At 66.7% G+C, this 20,892-nt stretch carries 17 protein-coding genes; 4 read left to right on the top strand and 13 right to left on the bottom strand.

Annotation, left to right across the window (positions count from 1 at the left end; all coding sequences use genetic code 11):
* Nucleotides 1–3: 3 nt before the first annotated feature.
* The 7 genes from G5S35_RS25530 to G5S35_RS25500 all read right to left on the bottom strand — a co-directional run bounded on the left by G5S35_RS25530 (nt 4) and on the right by G5S35_RS25500 (nt 9,476).
* A complete protein-coding gene (locus G5S35_RS25530; protein WP_065061006.1) occupies nt 4–297 on the bottom strand; it encodes a hypothetical protein in 294 nt (97 codons plus the stop codon).
* Between the two features lie 283 nt (nt 298–580).
* Nucleotides 581–1,471 carry a 4'-phosphopantetheinyl transferase family protein gene (locus G5S35_RS25525; RefSeq protein ID WP_183039885.1) on the bottom strand — a complete coding sequence of 297 codons (891 nt, stop codon included), beginning with the start codon at nt 1,469–1,471 and terminating at the stop codon, nt 581–583.
* A gap of 48 nt (nt 1,472–1,519) precedes the next feature.
* Nucleotides 1,520–3,244: a cyclic peptide export ABC transporter gene (locus G5S35_RS25520; RefSeq protein ID WP_183039884.1), complete on the bottom strand. Its 1,725-nt coding sequence runs from the start codon at nt 3,242–3,244 to the stop codon at nt 1,520–1,522.
* Nucleotides 3,245–3,292: 48 nt separating this feature from the next.
* Nucleotides 3,293–5,341 (bottom strand): Fe(3+)-hydroxamate ABC transporter permease FhuB, encoded by a 2,049-nt coding sequence (gene fhuB / locus G5S35_RS25515; protein ID WP_183039883.1) that lies wholly within the window; start codon nt 5,339–5,341, stop codon nt 3,293–3,295.
* Nucleotides 5,338–6,345 (bottom strand): ABC transporter substrate-binding protein, encoded by a 1,008-nt coding sequence (locus tag G5S35_RS25510; protein WP_183039882.1) that lies wholly within the window; start codon nt 6,343–6,345, stop codon nt 5,338–5,340. Before G5S35_RS25510 ends, fhuB begins: the two co-directional genes overlap by 4 nt.
* A gap of 1 nt (nt 6,346) precedes the next feature.
* Nucleotides 6,347–7,237, bottom strand: coding sequence for an ATP-binding cassette domain-containing protein (locus tag G5S35_RS25505; protein ID WP_237181693.1), 891 nt, complete (start codon nt 7,235–7,237; stop codon nt 6,347–6,349).
* Nucleotides 7,238–7,250: 13 nt separating this feature from the next.
* Complete coding sequence (locus G5S35_RS25500; RefSeq protein WP_183039881.1) at nt 7,251–9,476, bottom strand: TonB-dependent siderophore receptor; 2,226 nt, start codon at nt 9,474–9,476, stop codon at nt 7,251–7,253.
* A gap of 255 nt (nt 9,477–9,731) precedes the next feature.
* On the opposite strand from G5S35_RS25500, the gene G5S35_RS25495 reads away from it, so the two are divergent.
* A complete protein-coding gene (locus tag G5S35_RS25495; RefSeq protein ID WP_080180807.1) occupies nt 9,732–10,547 on the top strand; it encodes an AraC family transcriptional regulator in 816 nt (271 codons plus the stop codon).
* Nucleotides 10,548–10,555: 8 nt separating this feature from the next.
* Here the strand turns inward: G5S35_RS25495 and G5S35_RS25490 are convergent, their stop codons facing one another.
* A complete protein-coding gene (locus G5S35_RS25490; RefSeq protein ID WP_183039880.1) occupies nt 10,556–11,083 on the bottom strand; it encodes a GNAT family N-acetyltransferase in 528 nt (175 codons plus the stop codon).
* Nucleotides 11,084–11,521: 438 nt separating this feature from the next.
* On the opposite strand from G5S35_RS25490, the gene flhD reads away from it, so the two are divergent.
* Both flhD and flhC read left to right on the top strand, forming a co-directional pair.
* Nucleotides 11,522–11,839: a flagellar transcriptional regulator FlhD gene (gene flhD, locus G5S35_RS25485; protein ID WP_183039879.1), complete on the top strand. Its 318-nt coding sequence runs from the start codon at nt 11,522–11,524 to the stop codon at nt 11,837–11,839.
* A 12-nt stretch (nt 11,840–11,851) separates the two neighbouring features.
* Nucleotides 11,852–12,475, top strand: coding sequence for a flagellar transcriptional regulator FlhC (gene flhC / locus G5S35_RS25480; protein ID WP_221224607.1), 624 nt, complete (start codon nt 11,852–11,854; stop codon nt 12,473–12,475).
* A 105-nt stretch (nt 12,476–12,580) separates the two neighbouring features.
* On the opposite strand, the gene G5S35_RS25475 is transcribed toward flhC, so the two are convergent.
* Both G5S35_RS25475 and hisD read right to left on the bottom strand, forming a co-directional pair.
* Nucleotides 12,581–13,972 carry a GntP family permease gene (locus tag G5S35_RS25475; protein WP_074982115.1) on the bottom strand — a complete coding sequence of 464 codons (1,392 nt, stop codon included), beginning with the start codon at nt 13,970–13,972 and terminating at the stop codon, nt 12,581–12,583.
* Nucleotides 13,973–14,212: 240 nt separating this feature from the next.
* The gene (gene hisD / locus G5S35_RS25470; RefSeq protein WP_065060756.1) at nt 14,213–15,526 is read right to left on the bottom strand and encodes a histidinol dehydrogenase; all 1,314 of its coding nucleotides are present in this window, start codon (nt 15,524–15,526) and stop codon (nt 14,213–14,215) included.
* Nucleotides 15,527–15,723: 197 nt separating this feature from the next.
* Here hisD and G5S35_RS25465 point away from each other — a divergent pair, with 197 nt between their 5' ends.
* A complete protein-coding gene (locus G5S35_RS25465) occupies nt 15,724–16,770 on the top strand; it encodes a LacI family DNA-binding transcriptional regulator (RefSeq protein ID WP_183039878.1) in 1,047 nt (348 codons plus the stop codon).
* Between the two features lie 22 nt (nt 16,771–16,792).
* On the opposite strand, the gene G5S35_RS25460 is transcribed toward G5S35_RS25465, so the two are convergent.
* The 3 genes from G5S35_RS25460 to G5S35_RS25450 form a co-directional block, all read right to left on the bottom strand.
* Nucleotides 16,793–17,926, bottom strand: coding sequence for an NADH:flavin oxidoreductase/NADH oxidase (locus G5S35_RS25460; RefSeq protein ID WP_183039877.1), 1,134 nt, complete (start codon nt 17,924–17,926; stop codon nt 16,793–16,795).
* Between the two features lie 164 nt (nt 17,927–18,090).
* Complete coding sequence (locus G5S35_RS25455; protein WP_183039876.1) at nt 18,091–19,710, bottom strand: cation:proton antiporter; 1,620 nt, start codon at nt 19,708–19,710, stop codon at nt 18,091–18,093.
* Between the two features lie 183 nt (nt 19,711–19,893).
* On the bottom strand, nt 19,894–20,853 hold the full coding sequence (locus G5S35_RS25450) for an HlyD family secretion protein (RefSeq protein WP_183039875.1): 960 nt from the start codon (nt 20,851–20,853) through the stop codon (nt 19,894–19,896).
* Nucleotides 20,854–20,892: the final 39 nt, after the last annotated feature.

The raw sequence follows: 20,892 nt of genomic DNA, 5'->3' as shown, positions 1-20,892 counted from the left end.
GGCTTACTGACCCGAAGGTGACTTCGTGGAAGGCGTTGCGAGCGTGTTGTTCGTGCCGTAAGCCGGCGCGATCGACGTCGCGTTCGAATTCGCGCCATTCGCCTGATTCGCATTCGACGTACCGGCGCCGCTATCGGAATTGGCGAGGCCCGGCGTGCCATAGCCGCTTGCGGGCGGCGCGACCGGCGACTTCACGCTCGGCGTCGCGAGCGTGTTGTTTTGCGCGAATGCCGCGCCCGACATCAACAAAGCAGTGGCGGCAGCGGCTGCGAACAGCGTGCTGGTAATGGGCTTCATGATTTGCTCCTCCATTATTGGACTGAATTTTCGACATAAACGACGCAAAACGAGGTTTTCGTCATGCGCGGTAGCGCAGATAAAACGCCATGTCGTGTATCGACGGCGCGAATTCGAGTCCGCGCCATGTCTTGCCAAGTTTAGGAAAGGCGCCGCTGATAATGAAGCACGTTATACGCAATGGTGAATTTCGATTTTTGATGACCGATCGAAAGCACTATTGCGTACAGGGTCTTTGCGCGCGCATCGATCGATTGCGTCGCGCTCATTCAATTTCATTCAATTACGGCCCGAACCAGCCGACCGCGTGAATCTGCTCGATGCGCTGCGCCAGCGAAATCGCGCCGTGAATCTCGCCGGGCATCGGCAGATCGATCACATGCCAGCGCCCTGCATCGTCGAGATCGAGCCAGAGGGCGGGGCCGTGCTTGTCGAGTGCATCGAGTGAATCGAGCGGGTCCGATCTGTCGATGCGCAGCGACGCGCCGGACGCCGCCATGTCCGTGCGCTGCATCGCCGCCGACATACTCGCGAAACGCGCGGCATGGCGCTGGCGTGCCTCGTCCTGCGTACGCCGTACGCTGTTGCGCAGCGTGTCCCACACGTTTGCGCTCGCGCGTCGCTGCGGATGCTGACTCGCGGCCTGCTGCGTTTCGCCGCCCGGTCGCGGCATCGCGACGCCGAGTCCGAGCGTGGCTTGCCCGATCGCTATCAGCACCCAGATGCCCGCGAACGCGATATCGACATTCAGATGCTCATCGCCGACCTTGAGCCGCGCGCCGCGATGCTCGCCGTATTCGTCGACGATCGAAACATCGCGCGGCGCGAGCCCGCAGAGATTCGCGCCGATCCAGCGCAGCATGATGCGGCTCGCGACATAACGATGGCGCTGCGCGGCGTTCGGATGCAGGCGCGCGCGGTTGCGCTCGGCGTCCGAGAGCCAATGCTCGCTTTCGTGAATCGCGACGGGCAGCCAGCTCGCGCGAAAGCGCCACACATGCAGCACGCCCGCGCCTGGCATAACGAGCGGCGCGGGGAAACTGCGCGTGAGCCGATGTGGCGTGAACAGCGGCGTGAGCGAAGCGGCGCGGGTGTTGCGGGTGTTGCGGGTGCTGCGCGCGCGTCGCGCGCCGTAGCGTCGTGTCGAATCCGGTTGCGTGACGATGGTTGACATGCGGTATGGCCTCCACGCGAGGGTCGGTTCAGGTCTTGGGCGCGAACTTCAAAGCGTGCCGGTGCGCGCGGCGCGCTGCGGCCGCACTTCCTCGACGATGCGGCCGTTTTCCATGCGGATATAGCGGTCCGAGGCGTCGAAGTAGCGGTCGTCGTGCGAGATCACGATCAGCGTCTTGCCCTGACGCTTCAGGTCCGGAAGGATCTCGGTGTAAAAGATGCGGCGGAACGTCGGGTCCTGATCGGCGGCCCATTCGTCGAGCACCATCACCGGGCGCTGTTCGAGATACGCATGCACGAGCGCGAGGCGCTTGCGCTGGCCCGTCGAGAGGTCGGTGGTCGTAAACGCGCCGTCGCGCACCTGCACCTTGTGCGCGATCTCCAGACGTTCGAGGTAACGCTGCGCGTCGGCGCCGAGGCGCGCTTCGCCCGGAATCAGCGTGTCGAACAGGTAGTAGTCGGAGAACAGCGCGGAAAAGCGCTGGCGATACGCGTCGAGATCGCGGTCGTCGACGGGCTGGCCGTCCACGCACAAACGTCCCGCGTCGGGCCGGTAGAGGCCGAGCAGCAGCTTGATCAGCGTGGTCTTGCCGCAGCCGTTTTCGCCGACGATAAAGAGCGTTTCGCCGCGCGCGATCGTGAGATCGACGGGACCGAGTTCGAAGCCGCCGGGGGCGTGGTTCGCCGCGTCGTTGCCGGCGACGTCCTTGTCGGCGGCGGGCGGCGCGGCGAAGCGGTAATGCACGTGATCGAGCGAGATCGTCGTGAAGTTTTCCCAGTCGATGGTGCTCGTCGTCGTCGCCTTCGCTGCCGTTTGCGTATTTTCCGCGGCCACGAGTGCGGGCTCGCGCGTCGAAAAACGCGCCTGCAAATCGGCGATACGCTGGAACGCGACCTGCGCGCGGCCGATCACCGGCAACGCGCCGACGATCTCCTGGATCGGCCCTTTCATGTAGAGCAGCACGAGCACGAAGCCGGTCGTGACCGCGCGATCCGCGCCCGCCACGCCGTTCTGAAACGCGAGCATCAGGCCGACCACGATGAAGAACAGCAGCGAGCCGAACGCATTCGCGGAGACGAACACATTCGCGGCGCGCACGCGCAGTCGCCGGATGTCGTCGATCGTGCCGCTCAGTTCGTGCTCGTAGACGAAGCGGCGGCGCGGGCCGTTCAGGCGCAGCTCCTTGGCGCCTTCGGTGATCGAGCGATAGTGCTTCTGCAAGCGGTCTTCCGCGGCGCGCGCGAGACCGAAGCGCGCGATGCCCGCGCGCCGCGCGAGCGTCTGCACGACCGAGCCGAGCGCGATCGCGGCGAGCGCGACCAGCAGCATGACGGGCGAGAGCACCAGCAGATAGCCGAGGCAGCCAATGATCGTCGCGGTTGCGATCGCGAGGCTCGAAAACAGGAACGAGAAGCCGCTGATCGTATCGATGTCCTGATTGAGCGCGGTGACGAGGCGATGGCTGCGGAACTGCTCGATCTGGCCGATGGGCGCCGCGAGAATGCGCTCGCTGAGATCCTTGCGCAGCATCGCGATCACGCGCTGCCCGACGATGTTGTTGCCGATGTCGGACACCACTTCGCCGATCAGCGCAATTGCGCACAGGCCCGCGAAGCTCCAGAGCAGCGCGGGCAGCGCATGGCCGCTTTGCAGCGTGCGGTTGGTGACGGCCAGCAGGGCGGCGGTGGCGACGCCGCTGGCCGCGCCCATCAGCGTGGCCAGCACGGTGATCGGCCACAGGCGGCGAAGCAGTTTTAGCAGTTGCACAAACATCGGGTTCCCCAGAAAGATCGGTGATTCGTGTGTCGAGTCGCGTGTCGTTCAGCGGCGGCGGCCGAGCAGCACCATGAGATAAGGCGCGCCGATCAGCGTCGCCACCAGCCCGGCGGGCAGTTCGCGCGGCATCAGCAGCGTGCGGCCCAGCCAGTCGGCGATCACGAGCGTCAGCGCGCCCGTGGGCGCGGCGAGCGCCAGTTGCGCGAGCGGACGCCGCGCGCCGAAGAGGCGCGCGAGATGCGGCGCGATCAGCCCCGCGAACGACAGCGGCCCGACGATCAGCGTGGCCGCCGCCGTCAGGAGCGCGATCAGGGCGAGCAGCGCGAGACGCGCGCCGCGCATCGGCACGCCGAGTGCGCGCGCGGGTGCGTCGCCGAGCGGCAGGATCTGCAGCCAGCGCTGCGTGAACGGCAGACACGCGCAGAGCGCCACGCACAGCGCGAGCGCGAGGGCGGCGTCGGCGGGCGTGATCGTGTAGGTGGAACCCGAAAGCCATTGCAGCAATGCCGCCGCCTGCTCGCCGCCGCCGGCGATCGACACGGCCACCACGGCCTGAAACAGCGCGCCGATCGCCACGCCCGCGAGCATCACGCGCTCGGGCGCGTAGCGCGAGCGGTGCGAGAACGCGAGGATCGCGAGCAGCGCGGCCAGCGCGCCGAGGCTCGTCGCCGCGAAGCGGGTGGCGTGATTCGCGCCGATGAAGCCGCTCAAGCCGCTCAGGCCCGTCACCAGCGCGACGAGGCCGAGCGCCGCGCCCGCGCTTACGCCGAGCAGTTCGGGACTGGCGAGCGGATTGCCGGTCAGGCGCTGCATCAGCGTGCCCGCGATGGCGAGCATCGCGCCGGCGGCCAGCGCTGCGAGCGCGCGCGGCGCGCGCCAGATCGTGACGTGCGCCAGCTCGCTCCATCCGCTCAGGTGCCAGCCTTGCGGCCCGCGCGCGAAGACGAGGCTCAGCGCGAGTGCGCCGAGCAGCGCCAGCATCAGCGCCGCGAAACGCCAGCGCAGCGCGGTAGCGGAAGCGGACCGACCGTGTCCGGCCAGCGAAGCCGACGGCGGCGCGACGAGCCGCGCGCCGCGCTGCATGCGCGCGAGCAGGATCAGCATGACGGGCGCGCCGTAGAGCGCGGTCGCCGCGCCGGTCGGCAGCAGGTCGCCCATGACGCCGGAAAAGCGCTGCACCGCTTGATCGGCGACCCAGAGAATCAGCGCGCCGCACAGCGGAGCAGCCACGAGACGCTGCCCGAGCCGACGGGCGCCCGCCATGCGCGCGAGCGGCGGCGCGGCCAGACCGATGAAGCCGATCACGCCCACCGCGCTCACCACCGCCGCGCTCAGCATCACGGCCAGCGCGAGCGCCAGCAGACGCATGCGGCGCAGCGACAGGCCGAGGCTGTGCGCGTTGGCATCGGCGAGACCGAACAGCGTCATCGGACGCAGCAGCAGGAACGCGGCCGCGCCGCCGATCGCGAGACGCGTGGCGAGCATCGTCGCCGCGCGCCAGTCCTGCTGCACGAGCGAGCCGCCGCCCCAGATGAAGAGGCCGTGCAGATACGGCGCGTAGAACATTTGCAGCGCCACGCCGATCGAGCCGCAATAGAGCGTGACGACCATGCCCGTGACGGCGACCGGCACGGGCGCGAGACCGCTGCGCCACGCGAGGCCGAACACCAGCAGCGCGGCGACGAACGCGCCGCCGAGCGCGATCCACGAACCGGCCGCGCCGGCGAGCGCGGGCGCGGCGAGCGTCGCGATTGTGAGCGCGAGTTGCGCGCCTGCCGATACGCCGAGCGTCATCGGTTCGGCGAGCGGATTGCGCAGCACCTGCTGGAAGATCGTGCCCGCGAGGCCGAGGATCGCGCCGCACAGCCAGCTCACGACGAGACGCGGCAGCCAGCTGTCGTGCACGACGATCTGCTGGATGCCGAGCGGCGCGCGCAGCGCGTGCGCCCATTGCGCGGCGGGCAGCAGCGCGCCGAGATTCGCGAGGCTCAGCGCGAGCGCCGTGGCCAGCAGCGCGGCCGTCAGCAAGGCGGCGAGGCAGCCGTGCGGAAGCCAGCGAAGCAGGCGCGGCGGAGCGAGACGGGCAGTATTCATGTGTGTTGCGGGTCGCGCAGGGCGGACGGTTCGTGGAGCGCCGGGGTCAGCGCGTCGGCGAGGGCACCGGCAAAGCGCGCCGCCGAGGGCAGCATGCCGAAGCCCCAGAACGGCGGCAGCGCGGCCACGCGTCCCGCCGCGACGGGCGGCAGGGCGCGCCACAGGCGATTGCTCGCGAGCTGGCGGTCCACGCCCGCGGGCAGCGGGTTGAAGTAGAGCAGGCCGGCGTCGGGCGCGCCGGCCAGTTGTTCGAGACCGGCCACGCCGATGCCCCAGTAATCGGTCGGGCCGTGCCACGCGTTGCGCAGCGCGAGCGCGTCCATCACGTCCTGAAACAGGCTGCGTGCGCCATAGACGCCGACGTGGCGGCCATCGAAAAAGCGAATCAGGTAGAGCGGAGCGGCGGGGCCGAGCGCGTCGTGTGCGTCGTGCTCGTCGTGCGCGCTCGTACGCGCATGGTCGAGTCGAGCGCGCGCCGTCTCGATGGCGTGCTGCGTGCCGTCGATCAGCGCCTGCGCCGCCGCTTCGCGCTTGCATAGCTTGCCGAGCTGCAAGGTCACCTCGCACGAACGGCGATACGGCGAGCCCGCATCGGTATAGACCGCGAACGCGCGCACGGGCGCGATGCGTTCGAGCATCTCGCGCTGCGATTCCTGGCTCGAATTGATGAGGATGAGGTCCGGCGCGATCTGCTGGAGCAGTTCGAGGCTCGGCGCGAGGCGCAGGCCCACGTCGGTCACGCCGCGCGGCACGGCGGGCGCGACCACGCTCGCGTTGTAGCTGTCGATCTCGGCGACGCCCGCGGGCATGACGCCCATCGCGAGCAGCGTTTCGACGAGACCCCAATCGAGCACGACGACGCGCGGCGCGCGCGCGGGCACCGATGGCGCAGCAGAAGCGGCCGCATAAGCAGCAGAAGCGCCGGAAGCCGCGAACGCGCGCGGCAGGTCGAGGCACAGAAGCGGAAGCAGCGCGGCGCGCCGCAGCAAGGTGCGTCGCTGCATGTCAGCGCGCGACCGCAAGCCGGCTTCCGCTATGAGGATGCGGCAGGATATCCATCGGAATGCCATAAATCGATTCGAGCACGCGGGCGTCCATCATTTCGTCGGGCGTGCCGCACTGAAGCAGGCGGCCGCTGTGCAGCGCGATCATGTCGTCGCAGAAACGCGCCGCGAGATTGACGTCGTGCAGCACGATCACGACCGTGAGCGCGCGCTCGTCGGTCAGCGTGCGCAGCAGGCGCAGCACCTCGATCTGATGCGCGATGTCGAGCGCGGAAGTCGGCTCGTCGAGCAGCAGACAGGGCGCGGCCTGCGCCACCAGCATCGCGAGCCAGACGCGCTGACGCTCGCCGCCCGAGAGGTGATCGGCGAGCTGCGAGGCGAAACGCGCGGTGTCGGTCAGGCGCAGCGCCTCGTCGATATGCGCGTGATCGTCGGCGCTCAGGCGGCCGAGCGCGCCGTGCCACGGATAGCGGCCCAGCGCGACCAGCTCGCGCACGGTCATGTCGGTTGCGGCGGGCGGATTCTGCGGCAGATACGCGACCTGCCGCGCGAATTCGCGCGCGGGCCAGTCGCCCAGCGCCGTGCCGCGCAGACGCAGCGTCCCGCGCGTGCACGCCTGCTGGCGCGCGAGCAGCTTGATCAGCGTGCTCTTGCCCGAGCCGTTATGACCGATCAGCGCGGTCATGCGGCCGGCGGGCAAAACGAGGTCGAGCGGGTGCAGCAGGACGCGCCCGTCCGCCTCGAAGGCGGCGCCTTCGAGTTCGAACAGCGGCGCGGGCGACGCCGCCGACGCCGACGCCCGCACCGCGCGAGCGTGGGCGTCGCGGGCTGCGTGCGCGTCGGACGATTCGGAGGATTGAGTCGATTCAGTCGATGCCATGTCGGTCAACACGCGCCTCCTTGCCTTACCAGCGATAACGCGCGGACGCGAGCACTTCGAGGCCGTCGGCGTAGGTGCAGGTCGTCGAGCTGAAGCACGATGCCACGTACTCGCGGTTGAACAGGTTCTTCGCGTTCACCGAGAACAGCCAGTGCTTGCCGGTGTCGTAGTGAACCGTCGCATCGAACACGGTGACGGCGCCCACGTGGATCGTGTTGCTCTCGTCGTAGGTCGCGCCCATGTAGCGCACGCCGCCGCCGAAGCCGAGGCCGCGCAGCGGGCCGCCGTGCAGCGTGTAGTCGAGCCACGCCGACGCCGTATGGCGCGGAATGCCCCACACGCTCTTGCCTTGCAGCGACGTGGTGGTGCCGCTGATGGTGGTCGCCGTGTCGTTGGACTCGGTCGTCACGTCGTTCAGATACGTGTACGAGAGAATCAGGTTCAGATCGTTCGTGAGGCTCGCGTGGCCTTCGAGTTCGAGCCCGCGCGCGCGCACTTCGCCCGCCTGCGTGTAGTAGCCCGAGTGATCGAGGTCGGCGGTCAGGACGTTGTGTTCGGTCAGGTTGAAGAGCGACGCGGTGACGAAGCTGTTGTAACCCGTCGGCTGATACTTCACGCCCACTTCGTATTGCTGCGCCGTGGTGGGCTTGGCCATGCCGCCGCCATACAGTTCGCCGACCTGCGGATCGAACGACTTCGAGAAGCTCGCGTAAGGCGCGATGCCGTTGTCGAACAGATAGACGAGACCGGTGCGCCACGTGAACGCGCGCGCGGATTGCGCCTCGTAGGTCGCGGTGACGGGGTTGTTGTCGTCGGCGTCGACCCAGTCTTCACGCGCGCCGATCAGGAAACGCCACTTGCCGAACGCCATCTGGTCCTGCGCGTACACGCCGAGCTGCTTCTGGCGGATGTGATCGTACGAGGTCTCGGACGGCATCGTGTTGTTGCCGTAGACCGGATCGAACACGTCGAGCGAGGACGCCGCGAAGTTCGCGCCCACGTCTTCGCCGTAGACCACGCGCTGGAAGTCGAAGCCGGCGAGCACCGTATGCGAGACCGGGCCGGTCGAGAATTTCGCCTGCGCCTGGTTGTCGATCGTGAAGACCTTCGCGCTTTCGCGGTTGTAGAACGTGTAGCGGTTCAGCGTCGTGTTCGAGCCCGGGGCGTAGCCGTACGGGAACACGTTGGTGAAGTCGTCCTTCACATAGGTGTAGTGCGTGTTCTGGCGCACCGTCCAGGTTTCGTTGAAGCGATGCTCGAACTGATAGCCCAGCGAGAGCTGCGTACGCGAGTGATGATCGAAATCCGGATCGCCGACATTGGTATGCGACGAAATCTTGCCGGCGGGATTGAACAGCACCGTGCCGACGGCGGGCACGAAGTTGTAATAGCCCACGTCCGGATCGCGCTGATACTTCGCGAGCACCGTGAGCGTGGTGTTCTGGTCGGGCTTCCACGTCACGGCGGGCGCGATGTAGATGCGTTTCTGGCGCGTGCCGTTGACCTGCGTGGTCGAGTCGAGGCCGGTGCCGGTCAGTCGATACGAGAGCTTGCCGTCCGAGGTCAGCGCGCCGCCCAGGTCGAAGCCCGCCTGCACGCGATTGTGGCTGCCGGTCGTGAAGAACACTTCGTGGATCGGCGTGGTGGTCGGCTGCTTGCTGACGAGATTGGCCACGCCGCCGGGGTTGGCCTGGCCGTAGAGCACCGAGGCGGGACCATGCAGCACGTCGATGCGTTCGAGACCGTACGGGTCGAAGTTGGGGATCGCGTAGCCGAAGCTGACGTCGCTCGGAATGCGCGCGCCGTCGAGGAACTGTTCGAGGTAGAAGCCGCGGCTGAAGAGATAGGGCGCGCCCGAGGCCGAGGCGCCGCGAATCTCCGAGGTCACGCTGGCGGTGTAGCGCAGCGCTTCGGCCACGGTCTGCGCGCCTTGCGCGGTCATCTGGTCGCTCGTCACTACCGAGACCGACTGCGGCGTTTCGATCAGCGGCGTATCGGTCTTGGTCGCCGATACCGAGGTGACGGCCACATAGCCGTCCGCCGTGCCGGTGGCGCGGTTGCCGCGGTTGCTCGTCACCTTGACGGCGGGCAACTGCCCGTCCGTGCCGGTCGTTCCGGTCGTGGTGGTGTTGTTATTCGTGGTGCTGCTGGTCGTCGTCGCGGTTTGCGCCTGGGCGGCGTGGAAGCCGCTCAACAGGCAGAACAGCAAGGCATTGCTCAACGCGCTTGAAACGCGTACCCCGGTTTTCATGTGATTGACTCGCTGCGTTCGAGGAATGTGAATGAGAGTGATTCGTAATTACAAACTGAAAGGCGATAATGCGTGCTCTTGGTGGCGCTCGATGGGCAAAACCGTGGGGAGTACGGCAGGTCAAGGCGGCGCGAAAGCGGGCCCAGACGCACTATAATCGGAGGCACTGACTTACGTCAGGACAACTTTGTCGTCAAAAAGGACATTTTTGGCGTATCAGACGTCTCACGCTGCATATTTGTCATCGAATAAGACATGGCCGTACCTCGGCTCCAGACCTTCGGACAGAGTGCCGCTGCCAAAAAGGTGATCGCGCAAGCGATTGGCTACGCAGACGGCGCCCACGAAATTGCCCACATTCATCATCGCGCGCAGCTCATCTATGCGGCGGGCGGCATCGTGCGCGTCATCACGCCGGGCGGATTGTGGACGCTTAAGCCGGGCATGGCCTTGCTGATCGGAACGCAAATCGAGCACGAATTGCACATGGTCGGCCAGACCGCGCTGCGCACGCTCTATATCGACCCGGAGGCGCTGCCGCCGCTCGGCAGCGATTGCCGGATGATCGCGCTCGACGATCTGCTGCGCGCGAGCATTCTGTCGATGTGCGCGACGGGTGAGGGCAGCGATGCGGAAGCCATCGAGCAGCGGGCGGCCCTGATCGTGCCGCTGATCCTGCATCTGCTGGCGGAGCGCCTCGCGGGCGCGCCCACCGCGGCCGACGACGAGGTGCGCCTCGCGCTGCCGGAGAACCCGCGACTGCGCACGATCTGCGACAGCCTGATTGCCGATGCCGCGAACGCCGACACGCTCGAACAATGGGCCGAGCGTACCGGCGCGAGCGTGCGCACGCTCGCGCGGCTGTTTCGCCAGGAAACCGGGATGAGCTTCGTGCAATGGCGCGAGCGGCTGCGTCTGGAAGACGCGCTGTCGAGGCTCTCGGTCGGCCACGCGCCCGGCGATGTTGCGCAGGCGCTCGGTTACGCCGATGTGCGCACGTTCGCGGTGATGTTCCGGCGCGCGTTCGGCAGCACGCCGCAGCAGTTCCGGCAGAGCTTGAGCAAGGTCTGAGCGGCCGTTCAGGCAGCGTCGCTGTCACTCGCGGCAAAGCGGTACGTGACGAAATGCGCGTCGCGCTCCACGGGCTGAAAACCGAGCGCCTCGTAAAAGCGCATGGCGGCGTGATTGCACAGGAAGCACGACAGCATCAATGGCCGATTCGATTGCGTCGCCCGTGACATGAGGGTTCGCATGATCGCGCCGCCAATGCCGCGATTGCGAAACGCCGGCTTCAGGATCAGCAACGAGAGATGAAGCGCGTCTGTATCGCTTGTCAGCGCGAGATAGCCCGCGATTTCCCGCCCTTGAGTTTCCTGTCCCTGAACGATCAATTCGATATCGGCATCGTGATACGACCTATCGAAGCGCGCTTGCTGAAATGCGTCGTCCCAGCCGAAAGCCCGGTCGATATGTGCACGCAGCGCCGATTGATAAAGCGCGAATAACGCGGCGCGGTCAAGCGGACCCTCGGGCATGCGAATCAATTCGAATACCAGCGAGTCGCTCGCGCGAATTGCGTTTTGAATCGGTGGCCGGTGGGTTTTCATGGCTCGGGTCTTTGGTGGTCTCTGTAGCGTCTCTTTAGCCGGATTCGTCCGGCATAGCGCTCAAGCGTTCAGTCGATGCGCCATCTTAGCGCGGCGCATCATTCGCAATCAAAAGCGCAGTACAAATGACCGGTCACTTCAACACATGAAGACTTAAATGCCGACACATCGAGCGAGGAAGAAAGTTCCATGCCCGAATCACCGTCGGCGCGATAACGACTCTTCACCAATCGATGACGGGCGATTGATTAAATTCATTCGTGTGAATATTGACCGCACCTGAAGACGCGGACTAATCTGGAAATGCAAACATTCACCGCGCTTGATTCATCGGCCTGCATCCGGACCGCATAAGACCGCATCAACGCGAAGTTTTCCGATGAAGCCATTCAGGCGTTTGGCGTGGCCATTCATAGACAATGATCGAGGCCAGAAACCATGAATACACTCGACATCCAGGAAAGCATTCGCGACGTCAATCTCTCCTATCTCGTGCTGGCGCAGCGCATGTTGCGCGAGGACCGCGCGGTGGGCATGTTCCGGCTGGGCTTGTCGGCGGAGGTCGCCGATCTGCTGGCGGGACTGTCGCTCGCGCAGGTCGTGAAGCTTGCCACGTCGGATCATTTATTGTGCGCGTTCCGCTTCAACGATCAGATGCTGCTATCCGCGCTCGTGCAGCCGTCGAAGCACGCCGACATCGTCTCGACGCACGCGGCGATTCTGATGGCCGGACACTCGGTCGAACTGCTGGTCTAGACGCTGCCCATCATGCCCATCACGAATACGATATCCCGCCGGAGCGTCACCGAGGACGCACAAGAGGTCTTTCGTGCCGTCGCGCTGATCGAACTCGGCGCGCGCATGCAGGTGCTGGAAAGCGAGCTGAGCCTGTCGCGCGACCGGCTGATCCGCCTGTATCGCGAAGTGCGGGGCGTGTCGCCGCCCAAAGGCATGCTGCCGTTTTCGGCCGACTGGTACATGCCGTGGCTGCCGAATATTCACGCTTCGCTGTTCTTCAACACCTATCTGTTTCTCAGGCGCGAGGCCAGTTGTTCGCATCTCGATGCGCTCACAAAAGGGTATCGGCTCTATCTCGAACATTGCAAACGCACCGAAGGCGAACCCGTGCTCGATCTCACGCGCGCGTGGACGCTGGTACGTTTCTTCGAAGCCGAGATGCTGCAATTGACGCCGTGTTGCCGCTGCACCGGCAAGTTCGTGGCGCACAAGCACGACTTGCAGAAGGGCGTCGTGTGCGGCGCGTGCCAGCCGCCTTCGCGCGCGGGCAAGACGAGGAAGGCGGCGCGTGCGGTGGAAGAGGCGATCGCCGCGGTGATCGACGAAGAAACGAGCGTGGTCGCCGTGAACGAGGCGGCAGCCGTGGCGGCTTGATATCGCTTGATAGGGCTTGATATCGACATCCGCAATGCACAACGCCAGCGCGAAATGCGCTGGCGTTGTGCTATGGCTTTGCGAATCGACGTCGTATTCAGCGTATTAAACGAGTCCGGTGGTGAGGAACACGGCGATCACGAGAAACGACGCCGCAACCTTAATGCCCGTCATGAAGAAGATGTCGCGATAGGCTTCGCGGTGCGTAAGTCCCGTGACGGCGAGCAGTGTGATGACCGCGCCGTTATGCGGCAGCGTGTCCATGCCGCCCGCCGCCATCGACGCCACGCGATGCAGCACTTCCAGCGGAATGCCCGAAGCATGCGCGGAGGCGATGAAGCGATCCGCCATCGCGGCGAGCGCAATGCTCATACCGCCCGACGACGAGCCGGTGATACCGGAGAGCAGATTAATCGTCACCGCTTCGTTGATGAGCGGATTCGAAATCGACTGCAATGCGTGCGCGACCACCAGAAAGCCCGGCAGCGCGGCGATCACGGCGCCGAAACCATATTCCGATGCGGTGTTCATGGTCGCGAGCATCGCGCCGCCGACGGCGGCTTTCGAGCCGTCCGCGAAGGTGCCGCGAATCGACGCGAAGCCGGACAGCAACACCACGAAAATGCCGCTGCACAGCGCGCCGAGCACGGCCCAGATCGCGTTGATCTTGGCGATCTCGATGCTGATCGGCGCGTTCATGCCCGGCAGGCTGAACGTGTAGGTGGCCGGATACCACTGCGGAATCAGGCGCGTCAGCACCAGATTCACCACGCCGACGATCACGAGCGGCAGGATGGCAACGAGCGGATGCGGCAGCTTCACGTCGTCGGCGGTGACGGGCTCGTTACGCAGATTCGTGCCGTAGCCTTCGCCCTTGCGTTGCGCGCGGCGGCTCTGCACTTCGAGATAGACCACGCCCGCGAAGAAGATGAACGCCGAGCCGATCAGGCCGAGCCACGGCGCGGCCCACGAGGTGGTCTTGAAGAACGTCGTCGGGATGATGTTCTGGATTTGCGGCGTGCCGGGCATCGCGTCCATCGTGAACGTGAAGGCGCCGAGCGCGATGGTCGCGGGCATCAGCCGCTTGGGGATGCCGCTCTGGCGGAACATTTCGGCGGCGAACGGATAGACGGCGAACACCACGACGAACAGCGAGACGCCGCCATACGTGAGCAGCGCGCAGACGATCACGATGACCGGAATCGCGCGGTCGCGTCCGAGCAGGCCGATCACGGCGGCGACGATCGAGCGCGACGCGCCCGACAGTTCGACCAGCTTGCCGAAGATCGCGCCGAGCAGAAACACGGGGAAGTAGAGCTTGATGAAGCCGACCATCTTGTCCATGAAGAGGCCGGTAAACACGGGCGCGACCATGGCGGGATCGGTCAGCAGCACCGCGCCGAGCGCGGCGACGGGGGCAAACAGAATCACGCTGTAGCCGCGATACGCTGCCAGCATGAGAAAGCACAATGCGGCCAGCGCAATGATGACGCTCATCGAATTTCCTTGTTGTTGTCGTGCCGGTCGAGTGGCGTGGCCGGCGTGTAAATCGACGCGCGCCCGGAAACACGGGAACGCGGGATCGCGCGATCCCGTTTCCGTTTCGACCTTCGTGGTGTGCGTGTTCACGGGCGCGGCGCAGCGGCCGCGCCGATGAAACCGGCGGTCTCCTGAAGGCGAGGCGCAAGCCCCGCCGCCGAACGCTGCGATGCTGCGACGCTTCGATGCGTCGCGGTGTTATGCCGGCACAGCCGAGCCGTAAGGCACATCCTGCTGGCCGTAACGGCGCACGCGAATGTTCGCCTGTTCGCCGTGCGCGATCATCCCTTCGATCGCGCACAGACGCGAGCAGTACGAGCCGATCAGCGCGCTGGCCTCGTCGGTGAGCACCTTCTGATACGTGCAGGTCTTGATGAACTTGCCGACCCACAGCCCGCCCGTGTAACGCGCGGCCTTGCCTGTCGGCAGCGTGTGATTCGTGCCGATCACCTTGTCGCCGAACGCGACGTTGGTGCGCGCGCCGAGGAACAGCGCGCCGTAGTTCTTCATGTTGTTGAGGAAGTAGTCCGGATCGCGCGTCATCACCTGCACGTGTTCCGAGGCGATGCGGTCGGCTTCCTGCACCATTTCCTCGTAGCTGTCCGCGACGATCACCGCGCCGTAATCGCGCCACGACACGCCCGCCGTGTTGGCCGTCGGCAGAATCTTGAGAATGCGTTCGACTTCGGCGATGGTGTCCTGCGCGAGCTGCATCGAGTTCGTCAGCAGGATCGCGGGCGTGTTGAAACCGTGTTCGGCCTGGCCGAGCAGGTCGGTCGCGCAGAGTTCGGCGTCCACGCTGTCGTCGGCGATCACGAGGGTTTCGGACGGCCCGGCGATCAGGTCGATGCCGATACGGCCGAACAACTGGCGCTTCGCTTCGGCGACGAACGCATTGCCCGGGCCGACGACCATCGAGACCGGATCGATGCTCTGCGTGCCGAGCGCCATCGCGGCAATCGCCTGCACGCCGCCGAAGGTGTAGATCTCGTCCGCGCCGCCGAGATGCATGGCCGCGACCACGGCCGGATTCGGGCGGCCCTGCACGGGCGGCGATGCCGTGATGATGCGCGGCACGCCCGCGACCTTGGCCGTCACCACGCCCATATGCGCCGACGCGACGAGCGGAAACTTGCCGCCCGGCACGTAGCACGCGACGCTGTCGACCGGCATGTTCTTGTGGCCGAGCACCACGCCCGGCAGCGTTTCGACTTCGATATCGCGGATCGATTCGCGCTGCGCCTGCGCGAAGTTGCGCACCTGCGCCTGAGCGAACTTGATGTCGTCGAGCTGGCCTTGCGAGAGCGAACGCACGGCGGCGGCGATCTCGTCGTCGGACAGGCGGAAGCGCTCGGGCGACCAGTTGTCGAATTTCGCGGACAGCTCGCGCACGGCTTCGTCGCCGCGCGCGGTGACGTCGGCGAGGATGCCCGTGACCGTGTCGCGGACCTTGGCGGCGTCTTGCGACGATTCTTCGGCGGTGCGGCCGTGCTTCAAGTAGTGGATTGCCATGGTTGTTCCTGAGAGAGCGGGGACCCGTTCGCGCCGCCGTTGCACTGCTTTTTGCGTCGGCTTTGCGTTACGATTGAACGCAAATTTAGCGCAACCTTTTATGCAAATGCAGTGCAAATAGTCCCGACTTACCCTGGGCTGCTCACTGCGCAAGCCTTATGCAAGGCTGTCATGACCGCAAGATTCAGGACGAACTCATGCAAAAAAATGCAAACAAAAGCGGCAGGCCGAAAACCGCGAAGGTCAAGCTCGACGACGTGGCCGCGCGGCTCGGCGTGTCGGTGTCGACGGTGTCGCGCTCGCTCGCCGGTCATCCCGCCATCAGCACGCAGACGCGCGAGGCCGTGCAGGCCGTCGCCGCCGAGCTCGGCTATCGCATTCCCAGGCAGGGGCGGCGCGCGCGCAAGTCGGAGACGCGGCTGATCGGCGTGGTGGTCGGCGCGCTGCACAACCGCTTCATGACCGTGCTGCTCACGCATCTGCACGACGCGTTGCAGGAGTTCGGCTACCAGATCACGCTGATGATCGACCCGATGAACGACGCCGGAAACCTGCTCGCGTTCCGCCCGTTGATCGACGGATATCTCGACGGTCTCGTGTTCGCGACGGCAACGCTCGATTCGCCCGTCGTCGCCGAAATGCAGCGGCGCGGCATTCCGCTCGTGCTGGTGGTGCGTGCGGTGGACGACGTGGCGGTCGATACGGTCGAGATCGACAACGTGCATGCGGGCGCGGTCGCGGCCGAGCATCTGTATCAGCTCGGGCATCGGCGCATCGGTCTGGTGATGGGGCCGAAGAACACGTCCACGAGCCGCGACCGCGCGCGCGGCGCGCTCGAGTGGCTCAAGGGCGCGGGCGTGGAGGCGGACGCGCTGTCGATCGTGTGGGGCGACTACACGACCGAGGCGGGCTATTCGAGCACGATGGCGCTGCTGGGCGAGGCCGAGCCGGTGACGGCGATCGTCGCGGGCAACGACACGATCGCGCTGGGCGTGCTCGAAGCGGCAAGCCGCAGCGGCATCGCGGTGCCGGAGCAACTGTCGATCATCGGTTTCGACGATATGCCGATGGCGGGTTCGCCGCTCGTCGGCCTGACGTCGATCCGGCAGCCGGTGGAGGCGATGGCGCGCACGGCGGCGCGGCGCATCGTCGAGCGCATTCGCGCGGGCGGCATGGGCGCGCCCACGCGCGACGTGCTGCCGATTCAACTGCTCAGGCGCGAGTCGACGGGGCCGCTGGAATGAGCGGCGTGCGATGGCCGTCGCGTCAAGCCACGGCCGCCGCTTCATGCGGGCGCAGCAACGCTGCGCCGCGCCAGTGCGGCGCGCCCGCGCGTTCGTACTGTGGCGGATACTGAATCGCGTCGACCGCGCCGAGGCGCTCGGCCGCGTGCCAGGCCCAGCGCGGGTCGTCGAGAAACGCGCGTCCGATCGCGACGAGATCGGCCTGGCCGTCCGCAATGATGGCTTCCGCGTGCTCGGGTTCGACGATCATGCCGACCGCGCGCGTGACGATGCCGCTGGCTTTCTTCACGTGCTCCGCGAGCGCGACCTGATAACCGGGCACGGCCTTGATCGACGCATGCGCCACGCCGCCCGTGGTCACGCACACGTAGTTCACGTCGCGCGCCTTCAATTCGGTGGCGAACGCCGCCGCTTCCTCGACCGTGATGCCGCCGGGCAGCCAGTCCGTGCCGGTGATGCGGAAGCCGAGCGCGACGTGCGCGGGCAGGGCCGCCTTGACGGCTTGTGCGATCTCCAGCGGAAAGCGCATGCGGTTTTCCAGGCTGCCGCCATACGCGTCGTCGCGCCGGTTCGCGAGCGGCGAAAGAAACTGATGCAGCAGATAACCGTGCGCCGCGTGAATTTCGACGACATCGAAACCGAGGCGCACGGCGCGCTGCGCCGCTTCGACGAAACGATCGCGCACGCGGGCGAGATCGTCGGCCTGCATGGCGCGCGGCGTGTGCCAGTCATCGGCGAAAGGCATCGCCGACGGTGCTTCGGTATCCCAGGGATTTTCGTTTGCGCCGAGCGCGCCGCGGCCTTCCCACGGACGCTGCGCCGACGCCTTGCGTCCGGCGTGACCGAGTTGAATGCCCCAGCGCGTGCCTTGCGGCGCGACCGCGCGCGCCGCGTCGATCACACGGCGCAGCGCGGCTTCGGTGTCGTCGTCGTAGAGACCGAGGCAGCCGTGCGTGATGCGTGCGCGCGGTTCGATGGCGGTGGCTTCGAGCATGACGAGGCCGGCGTCGGAGATGCCGAACTGCATGAGGTTCATGAGGTGCCAGTTGTTCGCCTGGCCGTGCGCGGCGCTGTACTGGCACATCGGCGCGATGGCGATGCGGTTGCGCAGGCGAACCGGGCCGATATCGACGGGGGAGAACAGCTGGCTGGACATGACGATCCCTTTGCGTGAGTGGTGTGCCCGGCTCCGCGCCGTCGCGAAACCGTTGACGAGACTTTACGCGGCGCGCGCCGCGCGGAGAATCGGCACAAAGCGGAACGTGGCGTTGCGTGTCACGCAACGTACGGCGCGCCGGGCGTGGATCGTCGTGCGATCCGTCACGGCTCCAGCAGGCGCAACAGGCGCAACTCTTCGAGATCGAGTTCGGATTCGATGCGATGGAGCACGGCGTCGTCGACCTTGCCCGCGCGATGCAGGCCCAGCAGCGTCTGGCGCGACACGCCCACGAGTTCGAGTTCGACGCGCAGGAAGCGCTCGCGATGCGCGATGCGCTCCTCGCCCGCGGTGTGCGCGTTCTCGTTCGCGCTGACGCGCACGCGGTACTCCGCCTGCAGGCGTTCGAGCATCGCGGGCTCGATGGCGTCGGCGCGCTGGCCGATTGCGTCGAGCGCCTTGAGCGACGCGCCGAACGTGCGCGCGCGCGTTTCGTGCTCGGACATCGTGTGGCGCGCGGGCGGACGCAGCTTCAGCAGACGGATCAGCAGCGCGAGACTGCCGCCCTGCACGACCAGCGTGGCGATGATCAGCAGGAAGGTGCTGAACACGATCACGTCGCGCCCCGGGAAATTGCCGGGCAAGGCCAGCGCCGCGGCGAGACTGACCACGCCGCGCATGCCCGCCCAGCCCATCACGGCGGCTTCGGCGAAGGACCAGGCGCGGCGGTTGACGTTGCCCGCGCCGTTCGCGTTTTGCGCGCTTTTTGCGCCGGATGCGCGCAAGCGCCCCGGCAGCCAGATCGCAACGAACACCCACACGAGCCGCGCGACGATAGCGGCGGCGGTCGCGGGCAGCGCCACGCGCAGGCCTTCGATCACGACCGCGCTTTCGTGATTCACGCGCGCGAGAATGCCGTGCAGCGCGAGGCCGATCAGCACGAACACGAGCGCGTCGAGCACGAACACGATCGCTTCCCACGTCGCCTTGGCCTTGATGCGCATGTCGGCGCTGAACACGCGATGCTGGCGGATGCCGAGCACGAGTCCGCAGGTGACGACCGAAAGCACGCCCGAGCCGCCGACGGCTTCGGCGACGCCATAGCTCGCCCACGCCATCGCGAAGCTCAGCACGATGCCGAGCATCGGATCGACGAGGCGCGCGAGCACCCAGCACATCGCCTGGCCGCAGACGAGACCGACCGCGATGCCGAGCAGGATCAGCGTGAAGAACAGGCCCGCGCCCTGCGCGACGGTGATCGTGGTCGCGGCGAGCGCCGCCGACACCGCGATCTGGTAGATCAGCAGGCCCGAGGCGTCGTTGACGAGGCTCTCGCCTTCGAGCACGGCGACGAGGCGCGCGGGCAGCGGATTGCGTTGCAGGATCGCTTTCGCGGCGACCGCGTCGGGCGGCGAGACGATCGCGCCGAGCGTGAAGCACGCGGCCCACGGCAAGGCGGGATTGAACGCATGCACGGCGAAGGCGACCGCGACGGTCGTGAACGTCACCGCGCCGAGCACGAGCGAGACGATCGTGCCCAGTTCGCCGCGAAACTCCTTCCACGCGGTGTAGAACGAACTCGACATCAGCAGCGGCGGCAGCACGGCCGCGAGCAGCAGGTCGGGGTCCATGTCCGGCACGCGCTTGCCCGCTACCGCGACCACGCAGCCGCCGAACAGCAGCACGACGGCGGGCGGTATCGTCAGGCGTTCGGCGAGCCAGGTGAGCGCGCCCGCGCCGCAGATCAACAGCAGCAGGTAATGAAAAAGCTCGACGTTGCTCATGCGCGCGCGGCCTCGACGAACGGCGCGCGGGCGCGGGAGGGAAGCGAAATCACGATCATCGGGTTTCCTTGCGGGGCCGCCGCGCGTACCGGTGCGCGTCGGCGAATTGAATGGACGATGAAAGGATAAAGCGGTTTTGCGCGCGATGCGCTTAAGCGCCGGCGCGCGCGATGTTTCAGGCCATCACGGGCGCGCGGAAGGCGTGAGGCTCACCGTGCAGGTCATGCCCATCGCGAGCTTGATGCCGGCGGGCACGCGGTCGAGGTGTATGCGCACCGGCACGCGTTGCGCGAGCCGCACCCACGTGAAGATCGGATTGACGTCGGCGAGCAGGTCGCCGCTGCTGGTCGGATTGTCGCGATCGGCGATACCGCTGGCGAGGCTCTCCACATGGCCTTCGATCGGCTCGCCGCCCGAGAGCAGCCGCATCCGCGCGCGATCGCCCACGCGCACGGCGGGCAGCTTCGTCTCTTCGAAGTAGCCGTAGACCCAGAACGAATGCGCGTCGACGAGCGCCATGCGCGCGACGCCCGCGCTCGCGAAGTCGCCCGGATAGAGATCGAGATTGGTGATGTAGCCGTCGGCGGGCGCGTGGGCTTCGCTGCGCGCGAGATTGAGCGTGGCGGTGCGCTGCGCGACTTCCGCCGCTTTCACCAGCGCCTGCGCCGAGGCGAACGCCGCGACCGCGCCTGCGTACGTCGCTTCGGATTGACGCGCGAGCGAGTCGGCGTCGGTGCGGCTTTCCTCGGAGATCGCGTCGCCGGCCAGACGCGCGCGGCGCGCGGCCTGGGCGCGCTTCATCGCGAGTTCGGTTTGCGCCGCCGTCATGCGCGCTTTCGTTTCGGCGAGTTGCGCCTGGGCGCGCAGGAGATCGGCGTCGGCCTGCGCGATCGCGTACTGGAAGCGCGCCGGATCGAGCACGTAGAGCACGTCGCCCTTGTGCACGTACTGGTTGTCGCGCACGCGCACGTCGCTGACGAGGCCCGACACGTCGGTCGAGATGCGCACGACCTGGGCGCGCACGCGGCCGTCGCGCGTCCAGGGCGAGTCCATGTAGTCGAGCCAGAGCGCACGCACGAGCGCGATGGACACGGCCAGCAGCACGAGGGTGGTGGCGGCGCGCAGGAGGGTTCGCGTTGTCATCGGGAAGTCGTCATGGGATGGGGGTGATGGGGGGCGTTT

The sequence above is a fragment of the Paraburkholderia tropica genome, from assembly GCF_014171495.1.
Taxonomy (GTDB): domain Bacteria; phylum Pseudomonadota; class Gammaproteobacteria; order Burkholderiales; family Burkholderiaceae; genus Paraburkholderia; species Paraburkholderia tropica.
This window is presented reverse-complemented; position numbering and strand designations above follow the sequence as displayed.